Source organism: Pseudomonas capeferrum, from assembly GCF_000731675.1.
Lineage (GTDB): Bacteria > Pseudomonadota > Gammaproteobacteria > Pseudomonadales > Pseudomonadaceae > Aquipseudomonas > Aquipseudomonas capeferrum.
In genome coordinates, this window is record NZ_JMIT01000001.1 from 848,729 (window position 1) to 867,133 (window position 18,405).

General features: G+C 61.7%; 15 protein-coding genes. 8 read left to right on the forward strand and 7 right to left on the reverse strand.

From position 1 onward, the window contains the following. Positions 1-142 precede the first annotated feature (142 nt). On the forward strand, positions 143-1,519 hold the full coding sequence (locus tag PC358_RS03915) for an L-serine ammonia-lyase (protein WP_033697668.1): 1,377 nt from the start codon (positions 143-145) through the stop codon (positions 1,517-1,519). A gap of 39 nt (positions 1,520-1,558) precedes the next feature. Here PC358_RS03915 and PC358_RS03920 read toward each other — a convergent pair whose 3' ends face one another. Continuing rightward, positions 1,559-2,236 carry a DUF3313 domain-containing protein gene (locus PC358_RS03920; RefSeq protein WP_033697669.1) on the reverse strand — a complete coding sequence of 226 codons (678 nt, stop codon included), beginning with the start codon at positions 2,234-2,236 and terminating at the stop codon, positions 1,559-1,561. A 196-nt stretch (positions 2,237-2,432) separates the two neighbouring features. On the opposite strand from PC358_RS03920, the gene PC358_RS26845 reads away from it, so the two are divergent. Continuing rightward, positions 2,433-2,594: a helix-turn-helix domain-containing protein gene (locus PC358_RS26845; protein ID WP_443201144.1), complete on the forward strand. Its 162-nt coding sequence runs from the start codon at positions 2,433-2,435 to the stop codon at positions 2,592-2,594. 127 nt (positions 2,595-2,721) lie between these two features. Here PC358_RS26845 and PC358_RS03925 read toward each other — a convergent pair whose 3' ends face one another. The 3 genes from PC358_RS03925 to PC358_RS03935 all read right to left on the reverse strand — a co-directional run bounded on the left by PC358_RS03925 (position 2,722) and on the right by PC358_RS03935 (position 6,543). Beyond that, positions 2,722-4,017, reverse strand: coding sequence for an NAD(P)/FAD-dependent oxidoreductase (locus PC358_RS03925; RefSeq protein ID WP_033697671.1), 1,296 nt, complete (start codon positions 4,015-4,017; stop codon positions 2,722-2,724). 13 nt (positions 4,018-4,030) lie between these two features. Beyond that, positions 4,031-5,119: a polyamine ABC transporter substrate-binding protein gene (locus PC358_RS03930; protein WP_033697672.1), complete on the reverse strand. Its 1,089-nt coding sequence runs from the start codon at positions 5,117-5,119 to the stop codon at positions 4,031-4,033. 65 nt (positions 5,120-5,184) lie between these two features. After that, on the reverse strand, positions 5,185-6,543 hold the full coding sequence (locus PC358_RS03935; RefSeq protein WP_033697674.1) for a glutamine synthetase family protein: 1,359 nt from the start codon (positions 6,541-6,543) through the stop codon (positions 5,185-5,187). A gap of 151 nt (positions 6,544-6,694) precedes the next feature. On the opposite strand from PC358_RS03935, the gene PC358_RS03940 reads away from it, so the two are divergent. After that, positions 6,695-7,594 carry a helix-turn-helix domain-containing protein gene (locus tag PC358_RS03940; RefSeq protein ID WP_033697677.1) on the forward strand — a complete coding sequence of 300 codons (900 nt, stop codon included), beginning with the start codon at positions 6,695-6,697 and terminating at the stop codon, positions 7,592-7,594. Between the two features lie 71 nt (positions 7,595-7,665). Beyond that, the gene (locus PC358_RS03945; protein WP_033697679.1) at positions 7,666-9,579 is read left to right on the forward strand and encodes a DEAD/DEAH box helicase; all 1,914 of its coding nucleotides are present in this window, start codon (positions 7,666-7,668) and stop codon (positions 9,577-9,579) included. Positions 9,580-9,615: 36 nt separating this feature from the next. Here PC358_RS03945 and PC358_RS03950 read toward each other — a convergent pair whose 3' ends face one another. After that, the gene (locus PC358_RS03950) at positions 9,616-11,001 is read right to left on the reverse strand and encodes an aldehyde dehydrogenase family protein (RefSeq protein WP_033697681.1); all 1,386 of its coding nucleotides are present in this window, start codon (positions 10,999-11,001) and stop codon (positions 9,616-9,618) included. A 106-nt stretch (positions 11,002-11,107) separates the two neighbouring features. Here PC358_RS03950 and ptrR point away from each other — a divergent pair, with 106 nt between their 5' ends. Continuing rightward, positions 11,108-11,974, forward strand: coding sequence for a putrescine utilization regulator PtrR (gene ptrR, locus PC358_RS03955; protein WP_033700022.1), 867 nt, complete (start codon positions 11,108-11,110; stop codon positions 11,972-11,974). A 296-nt stretch (positions 11,975-12,270) separates the two neighbouring features. Here ptrR and PC358_RS03960 read toward each other — a convergent pair whose 3' ends face one another. Then, positions 12,271-13,479, reverse strand: a complete 1,209-nt coding sequence (locus tag PC358_RS03960; RefSeq protein WP_033697683.1) for an FAD-dependent oxidoreductase — start codon at positions 13,477-13,479, stop codon at positions 12,271-12,273. Between the two features lie 660 nt (positions 13,480-14,139). On the opposite strand from PC358_RS03960, the gene PC358_RS03965 reads away from it, so the two are divergent. The 3 genes from PC358_RS03965 (at position 14,140) to PC358_RS03975 (ending at position 16,106) form a co-directional block, all read left to right on the forward strand. Next, positions 14,140-14,583 carry a peptidase associated/transthyretin-like domain-containing protein gene (locus PC358_RS03965; RefSeq protein ID WP_033697685.1) on the forward strand — a complete coding sequence of 148 codons (444 nt, stop codon included), beginning with the start codon at positions 14,140-14,142 and terminating at the stop codon, positions 14,581-14,583. Between the two features lie 57 nt (positions 14,584-14,640). Next, positions 14,641-15,387 (forward strand): phytanoyl-CoA dioxygenase family protein, encoded by a 747-nt coding sequence (locus PC358_RS03970; RefSeq protein WP_033697686.1) that lies wholly within the window; start codon positions 14,641-14,643, stop codon positions 15,385-15,387. A 197-nt stretch (positions 15,388-15,584) separates the two neighbouring features. Further along, positions 15,585-16,106, forward strand: coding sequence for an acyloxyacyl hydrolase (locus PC358_RS03975; protein WP_033697688.1), 522 nt, complete (start codon positions 15,585-15,587; stop codon positions 16,104-16,106). Positions 16,107-16,251: 145 nt separating this feature from the next. On the opposite strand, the gene PC358_RS03980 is transcribed toward PC358_RS03975, so the two are convergent. Further along, a complete protein-coding gene (locus tag PC358_RS03980) occupies positions 16,252-18,378 on the reverse strand; it encodes a TonB-dependent siderophore receptor (RefSeq protein ID WP_033697690.1) in 2,127 nt (708 codons plus the stop codon). Positions 18,379-18,405 lie beyond the last annotated feature (27 nt).

Genomic DNA, 18,405 nt, shown 5'->3' on the forward strand with positions numbered 1-18,405 from the left:
TAGTACCACTAAAGCCTTGCTTAGGAGGTTTCGTTGGTCATCCTTGCCGCAGCAGGTCAGTATCGCTCAACTTCGCAGTAGCGTTCAATTTTCCCAGTGAACCGTGCATGGGCGTTTCTGTCCAGCCCGGTCAGGCATTAGTATGGCTATCAGTGTTTTCGACCTCTTCAAAATCGGCATCGGCCCTTCGAGCTCCCATACCGTGGGCCCGATGCGGGCAGCGGCGACCTTTGCCCAGGCCCTGCGCGAGCGCGGTTTGCTGGCCCAGGTGACGCGCGTCGAGGTGCGGCTGTATGGCTCGCTGTCGGCCACCGGGGTTGGCCACGCCACCGACCGTGCGTGCCTGCTCGGGCTGATGGGCCAGTGGCCGGACCGGATCGACCCCGCCACCATCGAGCCGCGGATCGACCAGCTGATGCAGGAGCACTGCCTGATGCTCGATGGTAGCCACCCGCTGGCGTTCAACTACACCCGCGACATGCGGCTGCTGGACGAAAGCCTGCCATATCACCCGAACGCCATGACCCTTGAAGCGCTGGGCGGGCAGAGCAGCCTGTTCAGCCAGACGTACTATTCGGTGGGTGGCGGTTTCATCGTCGAGCAGGCTGAGGTCGATGCCCCGCAGAGTGAAGCGAATTCGGTCGATCAGCCGTATCCGTTTGCCAGCGCGGCTGAGTTACTGGCGCTGTGCAAGGCGCACCGATTGAGTGTCGCGCAACTGATGATGGCCAACGAATGTGCCTGGCGCACGGAAGCCGAGGTGCGCGAAGGGCTGCTGCGCATTTGGGCAGCAATGGGTGAGTGCGTCGAAAATGGCCTGCGCAATGAGGGCATCCTGCCGGGTGGCTTGAAGGTCAAGCGCCGCGCCGCACGACTGCACCGCAGCCTGCAGGAGCTTGGCAAACCGAACGTGATCGGTTCGACCCTCAGCGCCATGGAGTGGGTCAACCTGTTTGCCCTGGCGGTAAACGAAGAAAACGCCGCCGGCGGGCGCATGGTGACGGCGCCCACCAACGGTGCGGCAGGCATCATCCCGGCCGTGCTGCACTACTACATGAAGTTCAACCCGGATGCCTGCGATGACGATGTGGTGAGGTTCCTGCTTGCAGCGGCCGCAGTCGGCATCCTGTGCAAGACCAACGCTTCGATTTCCGGTGCCGAAGTCGGTTGCCAGGGCGAAGTGGGGTCGGCGTGCTCGATGGCGGCGGCTGGCCTTGCCGAAGTGCTCGGTGCCACGCCACCGCAACTGGAAAATGCCGCCGAGATTGCCCTGGAGCACAACTTGGGCCTGACCTGCGACCCGGTCGGCGGGCTGGTGCAGGTGCCATGCATCGAGCGCAACGCGATTGCTGCGGTCAAGGCAATCAACGCGGTGCAGATGGCCCTGCGCGGCGATGGCGAGCACTTCATCTCGCTCGATCAGGTTATCCGCACCTTGCGCGACACCGGTGCGGACATGCATGCCAACTACAAGGAAACCTCGCGCGGCGGCCTGGCTGTCGCCTATGTCGAGTGCTGATTCACCCTGCCCGGGGCCGCTTTGCGGCCCCGGGTCTGGTTAGCGGCTTTTCTGTTTCAGCGCTACAAAGCTTGCGCGCATGTCCTTGGCCCAGCCATCCAGCACGGGCTTGACGTCATCCAGGGTCAGCTTCTGGGTGTCGTTCTCTAGCTCCTTGCCTGCGCCCTTGCGCACCACCTGAGCGAGCACCTTCTGGCTGGCGCCGTCGAGGAAGGCTGCCTCGACACCGACATCTACGTCTTGGTCACGGCCGCCCATGGCGGTATTCACGCCTGCCGAGATCAGCGCAATCGGGATCACTTCGTAGGCCTTTAAGCCCTCGTTGCTGGTGGAGACCGCAGTAATCGCCGGGCGTACGACGATGGTGCCCGGGCCGGGGGCCTTGGCCAGGGTCAGTACACTGCCCAGTTCACGGCGCATCGCTTCGTTGAAGTAACGGGTGATCTCCTGCAGCGTCTGCGCCGAGATGACCGCTGTCGGTTGCGGTTTGGGGTAGAACTGACTGGGCTCGATGAACACCTGGCTGTACTGATTGACGTTGACCTTGGGGTCCATCCAGCGCATCACCGGTGCGCCAGAAGGGCTTTCAGCGGGTTGCAGGCGGCTGTAGTCCTTCAGGAAGCCGGAGTAGTCGCTGGGGTCCACGCGGTTGCTGGAGCAGGCCGCGACGGCAAGCAAAGCTGCGCATAACAGGGTGATGCGAGGCAGTGATTTCATGATCGTGATGCATCCATGAGGGGTCGGCCAGAACAACGCTAGCAGGTGCGGGCGAGTTGGCCAGTGGTCAGGGGCAATCTCGAAAGGCGGTGGCGGTATGCTGTGCCAGGGCTTGGCCGCCGTTCAACTGGCATGAATCCCGGCAACTCGGCGCATAACACAGAAACTTCCTACGCTACGGTTGGACATCCGACATTTGCGTGAGGCACTCAACTTCAGCCAGCCGGTGTTCGCCATGCATCTGCACACGAGTGTTTCGACAGTTCGAAAATGGGAGCAGGAGGAGACGCGCCCTGCAGGGCCGGCGCTTAAATTGCTAAACATCATACAATGCAAAGGCTTACAAGCGATTCTTTAAGTGCTTTGTACTAAATGGTCTTGCCTTGCTTGCCTTATAAATCAGTAAGTTAGCGAATATTCTTCAGGTTCTACATTGGTGTGCCCTCATCACACAGGCTTGCATGATGAGGGCGCAGAGGCAGCGCTTACCCCAGCACCTCGCGCAACCGATACCACAACATCCCCAACGCCAGCAGCGGTGAACGCAGCGCCTTGCCGCCCGGGAAGGTCAGGTGCGGTACCGCACTGAACACATCCAGCCCTTGGCTGTGGCCCACGGAAATGCCTTCGGCGAGCAGTTTGGCCGTCCAGTGGGTCACGTTCAACCCATGCCCTGAATAGCCCTGGGCATAGTAGACGTTCGGGTGCTGGCTCAGCCGCCCGACCTGGGGGAAGCGGTTGGCCGTAATGCCGATCATGCCGCCCCATTGGTAATCGATGCGTACCTCGGCCAGCTGCGGGAACACCTTGAGTACCTTCGGCCGCATGTAGGCGGCAATGTCCTTGGGGTCGCGCCCGGAATAATGGCAGGCACCCCCGAACAACAGACGGCGGTCAGCGGTGAGGCGGTAGTAGTCCAGGCCGACCTTCTGGTCGCACAGCGCCATGTTCTGCGGGATCAGGCTACTGGCGAGCGCCTCTGGCAACGGCTGGGTGGCCACCACATAGCTGCCGGCTGGCAGCACCTTGCCACTCAGGCGCGGCTCCAGTTCATCGAGGTGCGCGTTGCAGCCCAGCACCAGGCTGTGTGCCCTGACCTTGCCGTGGGCGGTGTGCAGGGTCACGGTGGGGCCATGCTCGATGCGCAGTACCGGGCTCTGCTCGAAGATGCGCACGCCAAGGCCTGCAGCCGCGCTCGCCTCGCCCTGCACCAGGTCCAGTGGGTGCAGATGGCCCGAACCCATGTCCACCAGGCCACCGGCGTACTGGTCGCTGGCGACGACCTGGTGCATGTGCTCGGGGCTGACCAGGCGTGTTTCGTGCCGATAACCCAGCGCGGCGAGGTCGTCCTGTTCGGCCTTGAAGGCGGCAAACTGGGCGGGAGTGTTGGCCAGTTCGCAGAAGCCCCAGCGCAGGTCACAGGCAATACCGTATTGCGCGATGCGCCCGGCCACCAAGGCCACCGAATCGATGCCAGCCTGTTGCAGGTAACGCACGCCATCCTGGCCGACATAACGGGCAAAACCACTGACGTCATGGCCGATGCCGCGGATCAGTTGGCCACCGTTACGCCCGCTGGCGCCCCAACCGATGCGCCGGGCTTCGAGCAAGATCACCGACAGCCCCCGTTCGGCAAGTTCGAGCGCGGTATTGACCCCAGTGAGGCCGCCGCCGACCACGCAGACATCGGCCGTCAGTTCGCCGTCCAGGCTGGGGTAGGGCGCCGTGTGGCGTGCCGTGGCGGCATAATACGAAGCGGTGTGCAGGGTATCGAAAGGCATGGGTGTTCTCGGCTCAGCGGTTGGACTTGATCTTGCTCCAGGAGCGGGTCATCACGCGCATGATCTTGGGGCTGGGCGTGCTGGAGATGTACAGCTTGTCCAGCACGTGCTGGGGCGGATAGACCTCGGGGTTTTGCACCAGGGCTTTGTCCATGTAGGCCTGGGCGTCGGGGTTGGCATTGGCATAGCCGACCGTGGTGCTGACCTTGGCGATCACCTGCGGCTCGAGCAGGTAGTTGATGAACGCCAGGGCCTGGTCCGGGTTGGCGGCGTCCTTGGGGATGGCCAGCAGGTCGAACCACAGGTTGCTGCCTTCCTTGGGAATGCTGTAGGCAACCTTGACGCCGTTGTTCGCCTCCACCGCGCGGTTGGCGGCCTGGAACACGTCGCCGGAGTAACCGAAGGCTACGCAGACATCGCCGTTGGCCAGGTCCGAGACATATTTTGAGGAGTGGAAGTAGGTGATGTAAGGGCGCAATTGGAGCAGGCGGGCTTCTGCCTTGGTGTAGTCCGCAGGGTTTTCGCTACGTGGGTCCATGCCCAGGTAGTTGAGGATCGCCGGGAACAACTCGTCGGGCGAGTCCATGAAGGCCACGCCACACTGCTTGAGTTTTTTAAGGTTCTCGGGCTCGAACAGCACCGCCCAGGAGTCGATGTGGTCGATGCCCAGTGCGGCCTTGACCTTGTCGACGTTGTAGCCGATGCCGTTGGTGCCCCACAGGTAGGGCACTGCGTACTGGTTGCCGGGGTCGTTCTGCTCAAGCTGCTTGAGCAGCTTTGGGTCAAGGTGCTTCCAGTTGGGCAGCTTGCTGCGGTCCAGCGGTAAAAAGGCCCCGGCCTGGGCCTGGCGAGCGAGGAAGTGGTTGGAAGGCACGACCACGTCGTAGCCGGTGCGACCGGCCAACAGTTTGCCCTCCAGGGTTTCATTGGAGTCGAACACGTCATAGACCACCTTGACCCCACTGCTGGCCTGGAAGTCGGCCAGTGTGGTGTCACCGATGTAGTCGGTCCAGTTGTACACGCTGACGGTCGGTGCAGCTTGGGCGGCAGCGCCGAACAGCAAAGTGAATGCAGCAGGAACCAGGGATTGCAGATGACGCATGTCGACACCTCGTTGGTCTTGTTCTTGGTTTCGATGGAGGTGGGGCGCCGCGCGCCCCGGGCAAATCAAACGCTGAGCATCAGGAATTCACGCTCCCAGGAGCTGATCACCCGTTTGTAGTTCTCGTGCTCGGCACGCTTGACCGCGACATAGCCCTGGACGAATTGCTTGCCCAGGTATTGCTGCACGGTCTCGCAGTCTTCCATGTGCTGCAGGGCATCTTCGATGGTGATTGGCAGGCGCAGGTTGCGTCGCTCATAAGCCCGGCCCTGCACCGGCGCGCTCGGGTTGATCTTCTCGATCATGCCCAGGTAGCCGCACAGCAGGCTCGCGGCGATGGCCAGGTACGGGTTGGCATCGGCGCCCGGCAGGCGGTTCTCGACGCGCATCGCCTCGGGGCTTGAGGTTGGCACCCGCAGCCCGGCCGTGCGGTTCTCTTCGCCCCACTCGACGTTGACCGGTGCCGAGGTGTCCGGCAGGAAGCGGCGGAACGAGTTGACGTTTGGCGCGAACATCGGCAGCAGCTTGGGGATGTACTTCTGCAAACCGCCGATATGGTGCAGGAACAGCTCGCTCATGCTGCCGTCTTCATTGGCGAACACCGGCTTGCCGGTGGCGATGTCGACCACGCTCTGGTGCAGGTGCATGGCGCTGCCAGGTTCATCGGTAATCGGCTTGGCCATGAAGGTAGCTGCAACGTTGTGCTTGAGCGCCGCCTCGCGCATGGTGCGCTTGAACACGGTGATCTGGTCGGCCAGGTCCAGGGCATCGCCGTGGCGGAAGTTGATCTCCATCTGCGCCGGGCCGTCTTCGTGGATCAGCGTGTCCAGGTCCAGGCCCTGCAGTTCGCACCAGTCATAAACGTCTTCGAACAGCGGGTCGAATTCGTTGGCGGCGTCGATCGAGAACGACTGGCGACCGCTTTCAGCGCGCCCGGAGCGGCCCAACGGTACCTGCAGTGGCAGGTCCGGGTCTTCGCAGCGCTTGGTCAGGTAGAACTCCATCTCCGGCGCGACGATCGGCTGCCAGCCTTGGTCGGCGTAAAGCTTGAGCACCTTCTTCAACACGTTGCGCGGTGACAGCTCGATGGGGTTGCCTTGCTTGTCGAAGGTGTCGTGAATGACGATCGCGGTCGGCTCGATCGCCCAGGGGATCTGGTACACCGCAGCCGGGTCAGGGCGGCAGATCATGTCGATGTCGGCGGCATCGAGCAGGCTGTAGTAGATGTCGTCGTCAACGTAGTCGCCGGTGACCGTCTGCAGCAGCACGCTTTCGGGCAGGCGCATGCCGCGCTCATGCAGAAACTTGGCGGTCGGCGCGATCTTGCCGCGGGCGATGCCGGTCAGGTCGCTGATCACGCATTCGACTTCGGTGATCCGGTGTTCTTTCAGCCAGGTGGACAGCTGATCGAAGGGGGCGTTCATACAGACCTCTTGGTTGGGTTTTTGTGTGCGCGGCGGGAGCCGGTGGCTTCCCAGGTGACGCGCTGGGGGCTATCTTGGTCGCAGCCCCCAAGGGCAATCTATCCACTTTCTCCGGCAATCAATGCACCAAAAGAGTGCAACAGGACGATGCGTGACAACGCCCAATGCCTTGCAGGTCCAGGCTTTCCACACCACCGATGTCACCGAGCAGGTGCGTGCCACCCCAGGCTGGCAACAGCAGTACCGGCAAATGTCGCCGGGGCACTTCAGCGGCGAACTGCGCTGCCTGGGGCTGGATGGCGTGGAGGTGTATGAAGAGCGTCTCAACACCCGTGTCGAGCAATTCTTCCGCCCCCCGAGCGGTTCGCTGGCGTTCTGCTTCGACCGTACGGAGAACAGCCTTTACCTGCTCAACGAGCAGAGCCGTAATATCTGGATCACCCCGGAAAACTACGAAGAGGTGGCGGTGGTGTTCGACCAGGCGTTCCTGGCCCGTCATGGTCTCGATACCCAGCGCCTGGACGGGCTGTTCATGGTGCCGTTGGGCAGTGGCCAGAACGCGTTGTTCGGCAGTTGGCTGAGCGCCACCCTGACCCGCCTGGGCCATGCCGATTGCCCGCTGCAGGGGCAGGCGCTGGCCGAGCAACTGCTGGAAGACTGCCTGTTCATTCTCGACAGTGCCTGCCAGCGCCTGGACGGTGGTGCGCTGGGCAGGCGAAGTGAAGCGCGCGAGATCATGCGCCGGGTCAGTGAATGGGCGGCGGACTGCCCCGAAGAAACGCTCAATTTGATGGCGCTGGCCGACGTGGCCGGTGTTTCCCTGCGCCAGTTGCAACAGGCGTTCAAGGCGTTCACCGGTATGCCGCCGGCGCACTGGCTGCGCTTGCGCCGGCTCAACGGCGCGCGCCGAGACCTGCTGCGCCAGGCAGATGTCACGGTGGCCGAGGTGGCGATGCGCTGGTCGTTCTGGCACCTGGGGCGGTTTTCCGAAAGCTACCGGCAGTTGTTCCGCGAGTTGCCGAGTGAAACGCTGAAGCGGGGCAGGGGCTGAGGGCAACACTGAACCCAGCACACCCCTCGGAAAGTTGCTATCGTGCCGGGCTGTTCCCACCCGAGGTCCCGATGTTCTACCTGCCTTTGCCCAGTGACCTAGCCGACCGTCTCGCCAGCGAGCCTGCTGCCAGCGACTTTTTCTCAACCGCCAGTGTTGTGCAGGCGGCTGCAGTGCTGTTCGTGCAGAACCTGCCGCGCCAGCCGGCCACCGCGACGGCAGACGCGCAGGAACGGCGCTTTGCCGAAATCGTGCGCATCGCCAGCGAAGTCGAAACCGCCGCACCGGGCCGCTTTCAGGGCCAGGTGGCGCAGCACTTCGACCGCGAGGCGTTCGCCATGGGGTTGGGCATGTTGGGAGAGAATGGCATCGGCCTGCTGGCCAGCGAGGTCGAGTACGACAGCGACGCCTTGCTCGATGCCGAAGGCCAGTGGAATTTCCGCTTTGCCGACAGCTACCGGCAGCAGGTCACGCCGCTGCACCCGGTCTACCTGCCCTCATTGGCCAGTGACCTTTTGTTGAGTGATCAACAAAACCGCCTGCTGCGAGAGTTTCTCTCCGGCGTCGACGAGTCTGTTGCGGTGCAAGGTTTCGCCGGCACCGGCAAGACCTTCCTGATCCACCAGTTCGCCCGCTTGCTCGACCCCCAGCGCACGCTGCTGCTGGCCTTGACCGAGGGCCAACTGCGCGCATTGCAGGCACGCGTCAAGGATGCCCAGGCCTACACCGCGCTGACCTTTGGGCAGTTGGCAGACGAACTCCTCAACCGTGACCTCACCAGTAATGGTTGGCGCCTGCGCGACCCGTATCGCACCAAGCTGTCCTGGCGCCCGCAGGAAGCGCAGGTGGTGAAGTGGCTGAATATCCCCGATATCGGCCCGCTTGACGCCCGCGATGTCGTGGCCTTGTGTATCAAGGCCGTGCGCAGTTTTTGCCGAACCGGTGATGCCCAGTTGCAATTGCACCATTTGCCCTGGGCTGGGCCCGGCACCTCGCCGCTGGACCAGGAAGTGCTGCTGGAGAAGGCGCGCTTGTACTGGCAGGAGCTGATCCGCCCATCAACTCGGGAAATCCAGCTGCCGGTGCGTGATTACCACCGGGTCAAACTGCTGTCGTTGACGCAGGACGTGATCGACAGCCGGTACACCCACATCATCGTCGACGAGGCCCACGAGCTTTCGGCGCCGATGCTCGCGGTGCTGGACCGCAGCCCGCAATCGGTCATCACCCTGGGCGACGAACTGCAGAACCTCAACGGCCTGAGCCCGCACCATGGCGGCTTTATCCGTCAGCGCTACATCGACCATTCGCTGCGCGCCGGGCCGGCGATGGACAACGTGCTCAACCCGTTGATCCAGGCGCACCCGGCCAAGATACAGGCCGCGTTCAGTGGCAGTGCCGAACACTACACCCGGGTCAGCTTCTTCGACACCGTCACGGTGCCGGAACAGCCCACGGCGTTGATCGTCGATGATGAATGGGGGCTGTTTGGCTGGTTCCAGCGCCTCACTCACCAAGGCGTGCCCTTCGTGCTGCTGAAGAGCGCACGCAAGGATTTCGAGCTGTTCGTCGAGGACTGCATCGAGCTGTACCGGTTTGGCACCCGGCCGCGCCACCCCATGTTGTTCCGCTATGCCAGCTGGCAGGCGCTGGAGCAGGACAAGGGCGATGACAAGGCCTTCGTGGCGGTGGCCAACATGCTGCGCAAGGGCTATACGCCAGAGCATTTTGCCAAGGCCAAGAGCCGTTATCGCTGGGACAAGGCGCCCAAGCTGTTCCTGGGGCGGGTGAGCGACGTGAAGAACATGGAGTTCGCCCGGGTGATGGTGTCACCGGAGCTGATGGTCACGCCGGTGGTGGCGGGCAATCGCAACGAACGTGCACGGATGCTGGCGGGCCTGTATACCGCCTGTTCGCGGGCACGGCATGAGCTGATCGTGCCAGGTGGGATGCTGGACTGGGTGAAAGACCAGGTCAGGGATTGAAGTGATTGGGGCCGCAAGGCGGCCCCAATGCACCGGTCAGTTACGGTCCAGCCACACCGTCTGTGCGTTGGTGAACTCGCGTACACCAAAGTGCGACAGCTCACGGCCAAAACCACTCTTCTTCACGCCACCAAAGGCGACGCGCGGGTCGGATGCGCAGTAGCCGTTGATGAACACGCCACCGGTATCCAGTGCCGCGGTCATGCGTTCAGCCAGTGCATAGTCAGCCGTGTAGATAGTCGCGGCCAGGCCGAACTCGCTGTCGTTGGCCAATGCCACCGCATGGTCGGCATCCTGCGCCGTGATGATCGCGGCCACGGGCCCGAACAGCTCCTGCTTGAACGCGGTCATCTCAGGGGTGACGTTGGCAAACACGGTCGGTGCGTAGAAGTTGCCCACGCCTTCGACCTTGTTGCCACCCAGCAGCAGGGTAGCGCCTTCGGCAAGGGTCGCCTGGACCTGGCCATCGAGTTCGTCGCGCAGGTCATAGCGGGCCATCGGGCCGATGTAGGTGTCTTCTTCCAGCGGGTTGCCGACTTTCAGCGCGCGCGTCGCTTCAACGAACTTGCGGGTGAAGGCTTCAACGATGCTCTCTTCGACAATCAGGCGCTTGGCCGCGGCGCAGACCTGGCCGGTGTTCTGGTAGCGACCAATGACAGCCGCCTTGACTGCGGCATCCAGGTCGGCGTCGGCCAGCACGATGAACGGGTCGGACCCGCCCAGCTCCAGCACGCACTTCTTCAGCGCGGCCCCGGCTTGTGCACCAATCGCCATGCCAGCGCGCACGCTGCCGGTCAGGGTCACGGCGGCAATGCGTGGGTCGTTGATGGCGCGGGTGACACCGTCCGGCGTCACGTTCAGCACTTCGAAGACGCCCTCCGGCAGGCCGGCATCCTTGAACAGTTCACCCAACAGGTAAGCGCTGCCCATGACGTTCGGGGCATGCTTGAGCACGTAGGTGTTACCGGCGAGGATCGCCGGCACAGCGCCGCGCAGCACCTGCCAGACCGGGAAGTTCCACGGCATCACGGCCAGGATCGGCCCCAGCGGGCGGTACTCGATACGGGCTTTCTCGATCTGCGTCGGCTCTGCTGCCAGCATGGCCGGGCCGTGCTCGGCATACCAGCGGCACAGCCCCACGCACTTGCTCACTTCGCCACGGGCCTGCGTGATCGGCTTGCCGATTTCACGGCTGATCATCTGCGCAAAGGCTTCGGCCTTGGCTTCGAGGGTGCTGGCCAGGGCAAGCAGGTACTCGCTGCGCTGACCCAGCGACACCAGCCGCCATTGCCCATAGCCCACCTTGGCACGTTGCAACGCCGCTTCCAGTGCGGCGTTGGTATCGAAGGGGTAGGCGCCAATCTGCTCACCGCTGTGCGGGTCGAGGGAGATGGCATGGGTCAGGCTGCTGATCGCGCTCATGGCGGACACTCTCGTTGTTGTTAATCAGTGACGCCAGACTAGTGGTGTAGGGTTTTAATGAAAACTGAATAATAATGAGCGAAACATTCACGTTTGGAGAATGACTGTGGACCTGGTGCAACTGGAAATCTTCAAGGCAGTGGCCGAGCAGGGCAGCATCAGCGCTGCCGCGCAGCATATCCATCGGGTGCCCTCGAACCTGACCACGCGCATCAAGCAGTTGGAAGAAGACCTGGGCGTAGAGCTGTTCATCCGCGAGAAAAGCCGCCTGCGCCTGTCGCCGGCGGGTTGGAACTTTCTCGAGTACACCCGGCGCATTCTCGACCTGGTGCACGAGGCGCGGTTGACCGTGGCGGGCGAGGACCCGCAGGGCACCTTTGCCCTGGGCTCGCTGGAAAGCACCGCGGCAGTGCGTATTCCGGCCCTGCTGGCGGCGTACAACCAGCGCTACCCCAAGGTCGACCTCGACCTCTCGACCGGGCCTTCCGGGACCATGCTCGAAGGGGTATTGTCCGGGCGCCTGGTCGCGGCGTTCGTCGACGGGCCGCTGCTGCATCCAACCCTGGAGGGCATGCCGGTATTCGAGGAAGAGATGATGGTCATCGCGCCCCTCAACCATGCACCGGTAACCCGTGCCCAGGACGTCAACGGCGAGAGCATCTACGCGTTTCGCGCCAACTGCTCGTACCGCCATCATTTCGAGAACTGGTTTGTGCAGGACCAGGCCGTGCCGGGCAAGATCCATGAGATGGAGTCTTATCACGGGATGCTGGCCTGCGTGAGCGCCGGGGCGGGGCTGGCCATGATGCCGCGCAGCATGCTCGACAACATGCCGGGCTGCAGCACGGTGAGCGCCTGGCCGATGTCGGAAGATTTTCGCTATTTGAAGACGTGGCTGGTGTGGCGGCGGGGCGCGGTTTCGCGGAGTTTGAGCATGTTTGTGAAGTTGCTTGAAGAGCGGCGCCTGAGTTGATGTTTCGGGTGCCATAACGAAGGGGGGGTATAGCACACGCCGGGTTCAGGAAGCTTGGGAGGCCTCGGGGGTGGGGCTTCGAGAAATACGAAGCCTGTCACGACCCGAAGGCGCTCTCCTTGGGTTTGATCGACTCAACGATGGACGCTGCCGGGGAAGCGCTGGCGATCAGGCTGGATCACCATGACGTTGATAGATCTCCTGGCTCAGGGGATGCAGAACGCGAGCGGGTTCGGCTTCCACGGTTCAACGTGACGCAGCGTGCGGCAAGTTGACCAGTACCCAATGCGATGCAACTATCCAATGCGTGCGATAAACGTTGCAGCTTGCTCAAGAATGGCCTTGGCCTCAACAAGGTCTGGCGCATCGTTGCTATTGTTGAAGTTCCCTGTTTCGTCCATATTCTGCACGATCAATCCGTCACGACGCGGCATGACGAGAAACTGTTCAGCTCTTAATCCGTGGATGACCTCCGGCTGCGGCATCAAACGCACTGTTTGCCCGCGCACAGGAATAACGGTCTCGTCATTGAACAACGCCTTGGCACCGTAACCGGTAGCGTTGATAAAGGTGCATTCTGGCAATGTCAGCAGCTCGTTTGGATGGTTGAATGCCCTGATATCAACCTTTCCACCAGCGGCCAAGAAATCAGCCACCAGCTTACTCGCATAGGGCGTGATGTTGAACATCAAGCTGGTCCAGCACCGCGCGTATCGGGTTGGGAACGGGTGACCGCCAGGAAGCAGATCTATCTGCGGCGGCAGGAAGTCGTTTGCAAACCTAGCATACTCAGGCTCGTCTTCATCTTTTGTTTGTGGAGGCGAGCCGTAGAGGTCTTTAACCGGGAATGGTGTATCGGAGAGTTTATAACCATTGAACCATTCGACTAGTCTGCCTGGCAAACCCGCCGTTTGCTGATACTTATCGAATGAAGTTCTAGCCATCTCATTCCAGCGTGCCGCCCAGTCAGCCTCATGTTGCAGGTCGCAGAAGCGCGAATCCGGGGACCATAATCCGGTGGCTCCCATGGATGACACGTTCGGTGGTAGGGCCTTTGCGTATATACGTACAGACAGACCCGCGTGTTGTGCCAATAACGCAGAAGTAAGGCCAAGCGGGCCGCACCCGATAACACCAAGGGTACGCAGCCCAGGCGTCGCTGCCTGTGCCATGCGTAATGCTTGCATACTTGAACCCCAGGAGAGTGACCAACCAGAACCACCATGCCCATAATTGTGTACCACAAGCTTGCTTCCCAGCAGCTCTGCTTCTATGCGCGGCCCCGCGTGGCGGAATGGACGGGTACACGCATGGACACCGGCGATACGACTCATCTGTGCATTGATCAGCTTGATCGCTTCGCCGTCCGTTGGGCAAGTGGGCATTATTGGTAGCCTCGCTGCCTTCTGCTGTGGTGAGGCATCTGCCAGTTTTCTTAAGAACAGAGGAGATGCTGTTGAAGCCAATGCAAGCGCGCTACCCATAAAAAATTGACGTCGTTTCATAAAGGAACTCTTTCATAATGTGTTGAATAACTTCTAACTGCTACTACTCGCCTGCTTAATCGGCGCCGGGCCTCTGGGGACAGGGGGGCGCTGTTCGAGACATCCTCGTACAACGGGTGCATCAGTCCCAGTAGCTGGAAGTAGGCGTACGGGTGTGCGCTGCTTAGCGCGATATCGGCTTGTTTTCGACGTATGTCTTCATCGGGCCTGTCCATTGCGTGCTGCGCGCTCCAAAAATTAATCAAATGCCTACCGTGGCGTTCGTGCGTTCATTGTTTATAGAGGTCAACGTGCTAAGTAGTTTCTCTGGGTGGTGCGATGCTGAGCCAGATGTTTGTAGGAAATTCCCTACTGTCTCACTCAGCTGTAAACTGAACGTATATTGGTTTGTGCAAGCAGGGTAAATAACCATGTACCGATAGTTGGTGTCATGTCGAGCGTTTGGATGTAAGCGAATGTGTGATTTGCAAGTTATTTCTGATCCAGGCTGTTTATGAAAATAGCTGTCGTAAACACCGCAAGTAACAAGCCCGTGAACAATCGCGCTGCAGCACTCCGCGAGGCTGTAGACGTGGCTCAACGACCACGCATCAGTGCAAACGCCAGTGCCTTCAAAGGATCGGATAATAGGTAAACCATCCTCAGAAGGAGGGTCATACCATGCGTAATCATCACTATGCCCTTGGCGCGGCGCTGCTGCTCACCCTGGCGATGCCCTGGACGTTGGCGGCAGCCGCCGACCTCAATGCGCCCATCGACATGCAGGCCGTGCAGTTGCAACCGCAAGAGCAGAACGGCGTGCGTTACCTGCAAGGCGGTATCGGCCAGGATGAAGCCAATGCCCTGCGCAAGACCAAAGGCTATGACTTGCACGTCGAGCTCTCGACTGGCGCGCAAGGCAAGTTCCAAAGCGGTGCCTCTGTTGATATTCAAAGTGCGCAAGGGCAGCCCGTGCTCAGCGTTACCGATGTCGGCCCGCTGCTCTTTGTGCAGCTACCACCGGGTCATTACAAGGTCACCGGCAATGCCGAGGGTGAGACTGTCCAGCAACAGGTGGTAGTGGATGGCAAAGGACCTGCCACGGTGAACTTGCACTGGCGTTGACAGATAAAATGCGGGCAGGGGTACATTTGTACTCCTGCTGTAATGGAGCACACCGCCATGAGCTTGGCGCTTCAGCTGGAGATGTTGGACGAGCAGGGTTTCGTGCTGATCCCCGGTGTGCTCGAACCCCTGCGCATCGCGCTGCTGCGCTGCGCTATCGATGACTTGCAGCCGATTCACTGGGACTACCAGGGGCTGCTCGAACACTACAAATGCGTGTTCAACCGCAACTCGCTGTGGTTGCCGTTTCTTGATCTGCCACCGCTGATCAACCTGGCAGAGGCCGCGCTTGGCGAGGACTGCCACGTAATCGGCCAGACCGCCTGGCGTAGCCACCCCGGTTACCCCGGCATGGCGCTGCACCTTGACCATCTGCCCCTGCAACTGCCGGCCTGGATCAGCGAGCGCGGGACCTTTACCCAGCCGATGCAGATTCTGACTGCGCAGGTGTACCTCTGCGATATCGATCACAGCATCGGGCCGACCTGGATCGTACCGGGCAGCCATCGTGCCGCTCGCCCGCCGCAGGCCGGCGAAGTGCAATGGCAAGGGCGTGAAGCGCTTCCGGTATTGTGCAAGGCGGGGGATGCTTTGCTGTTTCGCAGTGATGTCTGGCACAGCGGCGGCGCCAACTGCACGCAGGCGCGCGAGCGCGACATGCTGCAAGTGCATTACGGCCGGCGCATGGTGGCGCAGAAGTTTTCACCGTACCTGCATTGGCAGTTCAACCCTCGTGTGCTGGAGGAAGCCACGCCCAGGCAGCGGCGGCTGTTAGGGGAGCATGAAGAGGGGGAATACGACTGAACCCGCTCGGGCCACGGGGCAGGGCGTTGGCCATCAGCATTAGCCGATAGTGGCAAAGCTCTTTCAACTTTCTGATTATCTGGACAATAATCGAAAAAGTATTACCTCGTGTGACCGGTCTGGATGCGCCGGCCACCGCACAAGATCGAGGGGCTCAAGCCCCCACTTGCCGTGTAGACCATCAGGAGATGTCATTGATGAAAACCCGTCTCGCTGCTTCGCTGGCCGCTGCAGTGCTGGCCTTCGCCGGGGCCAATCTGGCTCAGGCTGCGCAGATTTCCGGTGCCGTTGGTGCCACCGGCCAAGGCGACATGACCTACCGAATCGGCCTGTCGTTCGATTGGGACAAGAAATGGCTGGAAAGCAGTACTGGCTATGTGACCGGTTACTGGGATGCGGCTTACACCTATTGGGAGGGCGGCGACGCCAGCGGCGCGCACTCGCTGTCGTTCAGCCCGGTGTTCACCTACGAGTTCAGCGGCTTCACCTACACCCCCTACATCGAGGCCGGTATTGGCCTGGCAGCGTTTTCCAAGACGGATGTGGGCAACCAGCGGCTGGGTTCTGCGGTCAACTTCGAGGACCGCATCGGCTTTGGCCTGAAGCTGCCTGGGGCGCAGAAGGTAGGCATCCGTGCCATGCACTACTCGAATGCGGGCATCAAGCAGCCGAACGACGGGATCGAGTCGTACTCGCTGTTCTACAGCAAGGCGTTCTAACCGCGGTGCCGGTACCTTGTAGGAGCGGCCTTGCGTCGCGAAAGGGCTGCGCAGCGGCCCCGGGTTTTCGGGTGCCAGCAAGAACGTAGGGGGCCGCTTCGCGCCCCTTTCGCGACGCAAGGCCGCTCCTACAATTGCGCGGCGGTCAGAACGTGTAGGAAACCCCGGCCTGCACCGTGCGCGGTGCGCCTGGGTAGGCGTAGCTATTGAACGCCCCTTCGTCATACCCCTTGTTGAAGACGTTCTTCACATCCAGGTTCAGCCGCACGTGTTCATTGACCTTGTAGAAGCTGAGCAGGTCGACCACGCTGTAGCGTTCCATGGTGTAGGTCGTTGCGGCTGTCTGGCCGGCGCGATCATCCACGTACTTGACCCCCACCCCAAGCCCCAGGCCTTTGGCCAGGCCATCCTGGAACTCGTAGGTGTTCAGCAGGCTGAAGCTGTTACGCGGGATGTTGGCCAGGCGGGTGCCGGTCGGCACGGTGGTGTCCTTGGTCACTTCGGCATCGACATAGGCGTAGCCACCCATCACACGCCACGCAGGGGTGATATTGCCAGCGATGTTGATGTCCAGGCCGCGGCTGCGCACCTCGCCCGTTGCGATGCTGTAAATACCCAAGGGGTCGTTGGGGTCGCGTGCCAGCACGTTTTCCTTGACGATGTGGTACACCGCCGCATCAATGCTCAGTTGGCGATCGAGCGCTTCCCACTTCACGCCCAGCTCGTAGGATTTGCCCTTCTCGGGATCGAAGCCACCGCTGCCAGCGGGCGTGCCACTGTTAGGCTTGAATGAGCGCGCCGTGTTGGCATAAACCGCCACGGTGTCGGTCAGGTCGTAGATCAGGCCAAAGCGCGGGGTCACGCCATTCTCGCCCTTGCTGAAGTCGCGGGTGTTGACCAGCTTGTCGTCGTAGTCATGCTCGAAGCGTTCGAAGCGCACGCCGGCCAAGGCCTTGAGGCGCTCGGTCAGGGCCACCTGGTCCTGGATGAAGAACGCCCAGGTCTGCAGGTTTTCCTTGTCCCACGTTGTGGTAGGCGTCAGCGCGGGCCTTGGCTGGCCGAGCTCCGGGTTGTAGATATCGATCGGATAGGCCGCCGAGGAGCGCTGGATGATCGAGTTGTAGTCGTAGTTCTCGTACTCGATGCCAGTCAGCAGCGTGTGGCTGAAACCACCGGTATCGAAGTGGCCGGTGAGGTTCAGTTGCCAGTCACGGTCGGTCCATTCCAGCTTGCGGTAGTTGAAGTTGCGCTGCAGGGTGCGCCCGTCAGTGGGCGCGCCATTGGCTTCAACCGCGTTGCCCTTGAGCGAGCCATCGAGAAACTGGAAACCGCCAGCCAGCGTCCAGTTGTCATTGAGCAGGTGCTCGAAGCGCACCTGGGCCATGTTGTTGTCGTTGTGCAGCAAATTGTCGCTGCCTTTCTCCCAGATGTAGGTGTCGCGCGAGGCGCTCCCGGTCTGGGTGGCATAGCGGGTCAGGCCACGGTCGAGCGGGTGGTTGTTGCGCATGAAGTCGCCTTCGAAGACGATCCGGGTGCTGTCGTTGACCTGCCAGCTGAGCACGGGCGCCACGTCGTAGCGCTCGCTCTGCACATCATCGCGAAAGCTTTCGCCGCCTTCACCGAGCACGTTCAGCCGGTAGGCGAGGGTGCCTTCCTCATTTAGCGCGCCGGTGGCGTCGAGGGTGGCGCGGTGCATGCCCTGGTCGTCGATCTGGCTGCCCAGGGTGACCTTGCGTTCAGCCTGCGGTTGCTTGCTGACCACGTTGAAGGTCCCACCGGGGTCGCCGCGGCCGTACAGGCTGGTGGCCGGGCCGCGGATCACTTCCAGGCGCTCGACGGTGTTGGCGTCGGGGGCATTGGGGTAGCCGCGGTTGATCGGGAAGCCATTGCGGTAGAACTCGCCCGTGGTAAAGCCACGTACCGTGAAGGTGGTCAGGCCCTGGCCACCGAAGTTGTTGGCGCGGCCTACACCGCCGGCGTAGTCCAGGCCATCCTGTAGCCGCGTGGCGCCGGTGTCTTCGAGCACGTCCTTGGGTACCACGCTGACCGACTGCGGGGTCTCGTGCAGGGCGGTGTCGGTGCGCGTGGCGCTAGCCGAACGGCTCGCCTTGTAACCAACGACCGGGCCATCGGCACGTTCACTGTCGGCGGTACCGGTGATGTTCAAGGCCTGGAGTTCAATCTGGGCGGAATCGCTGAGCGAGTCGGGTTCAGCCCAGGCCAGCGGGGAGACAGCATGAAGCACACAAAGCGAAACGAACGTGCGACGCATCGACGGTACGATCCTGGAGTAGGGCGC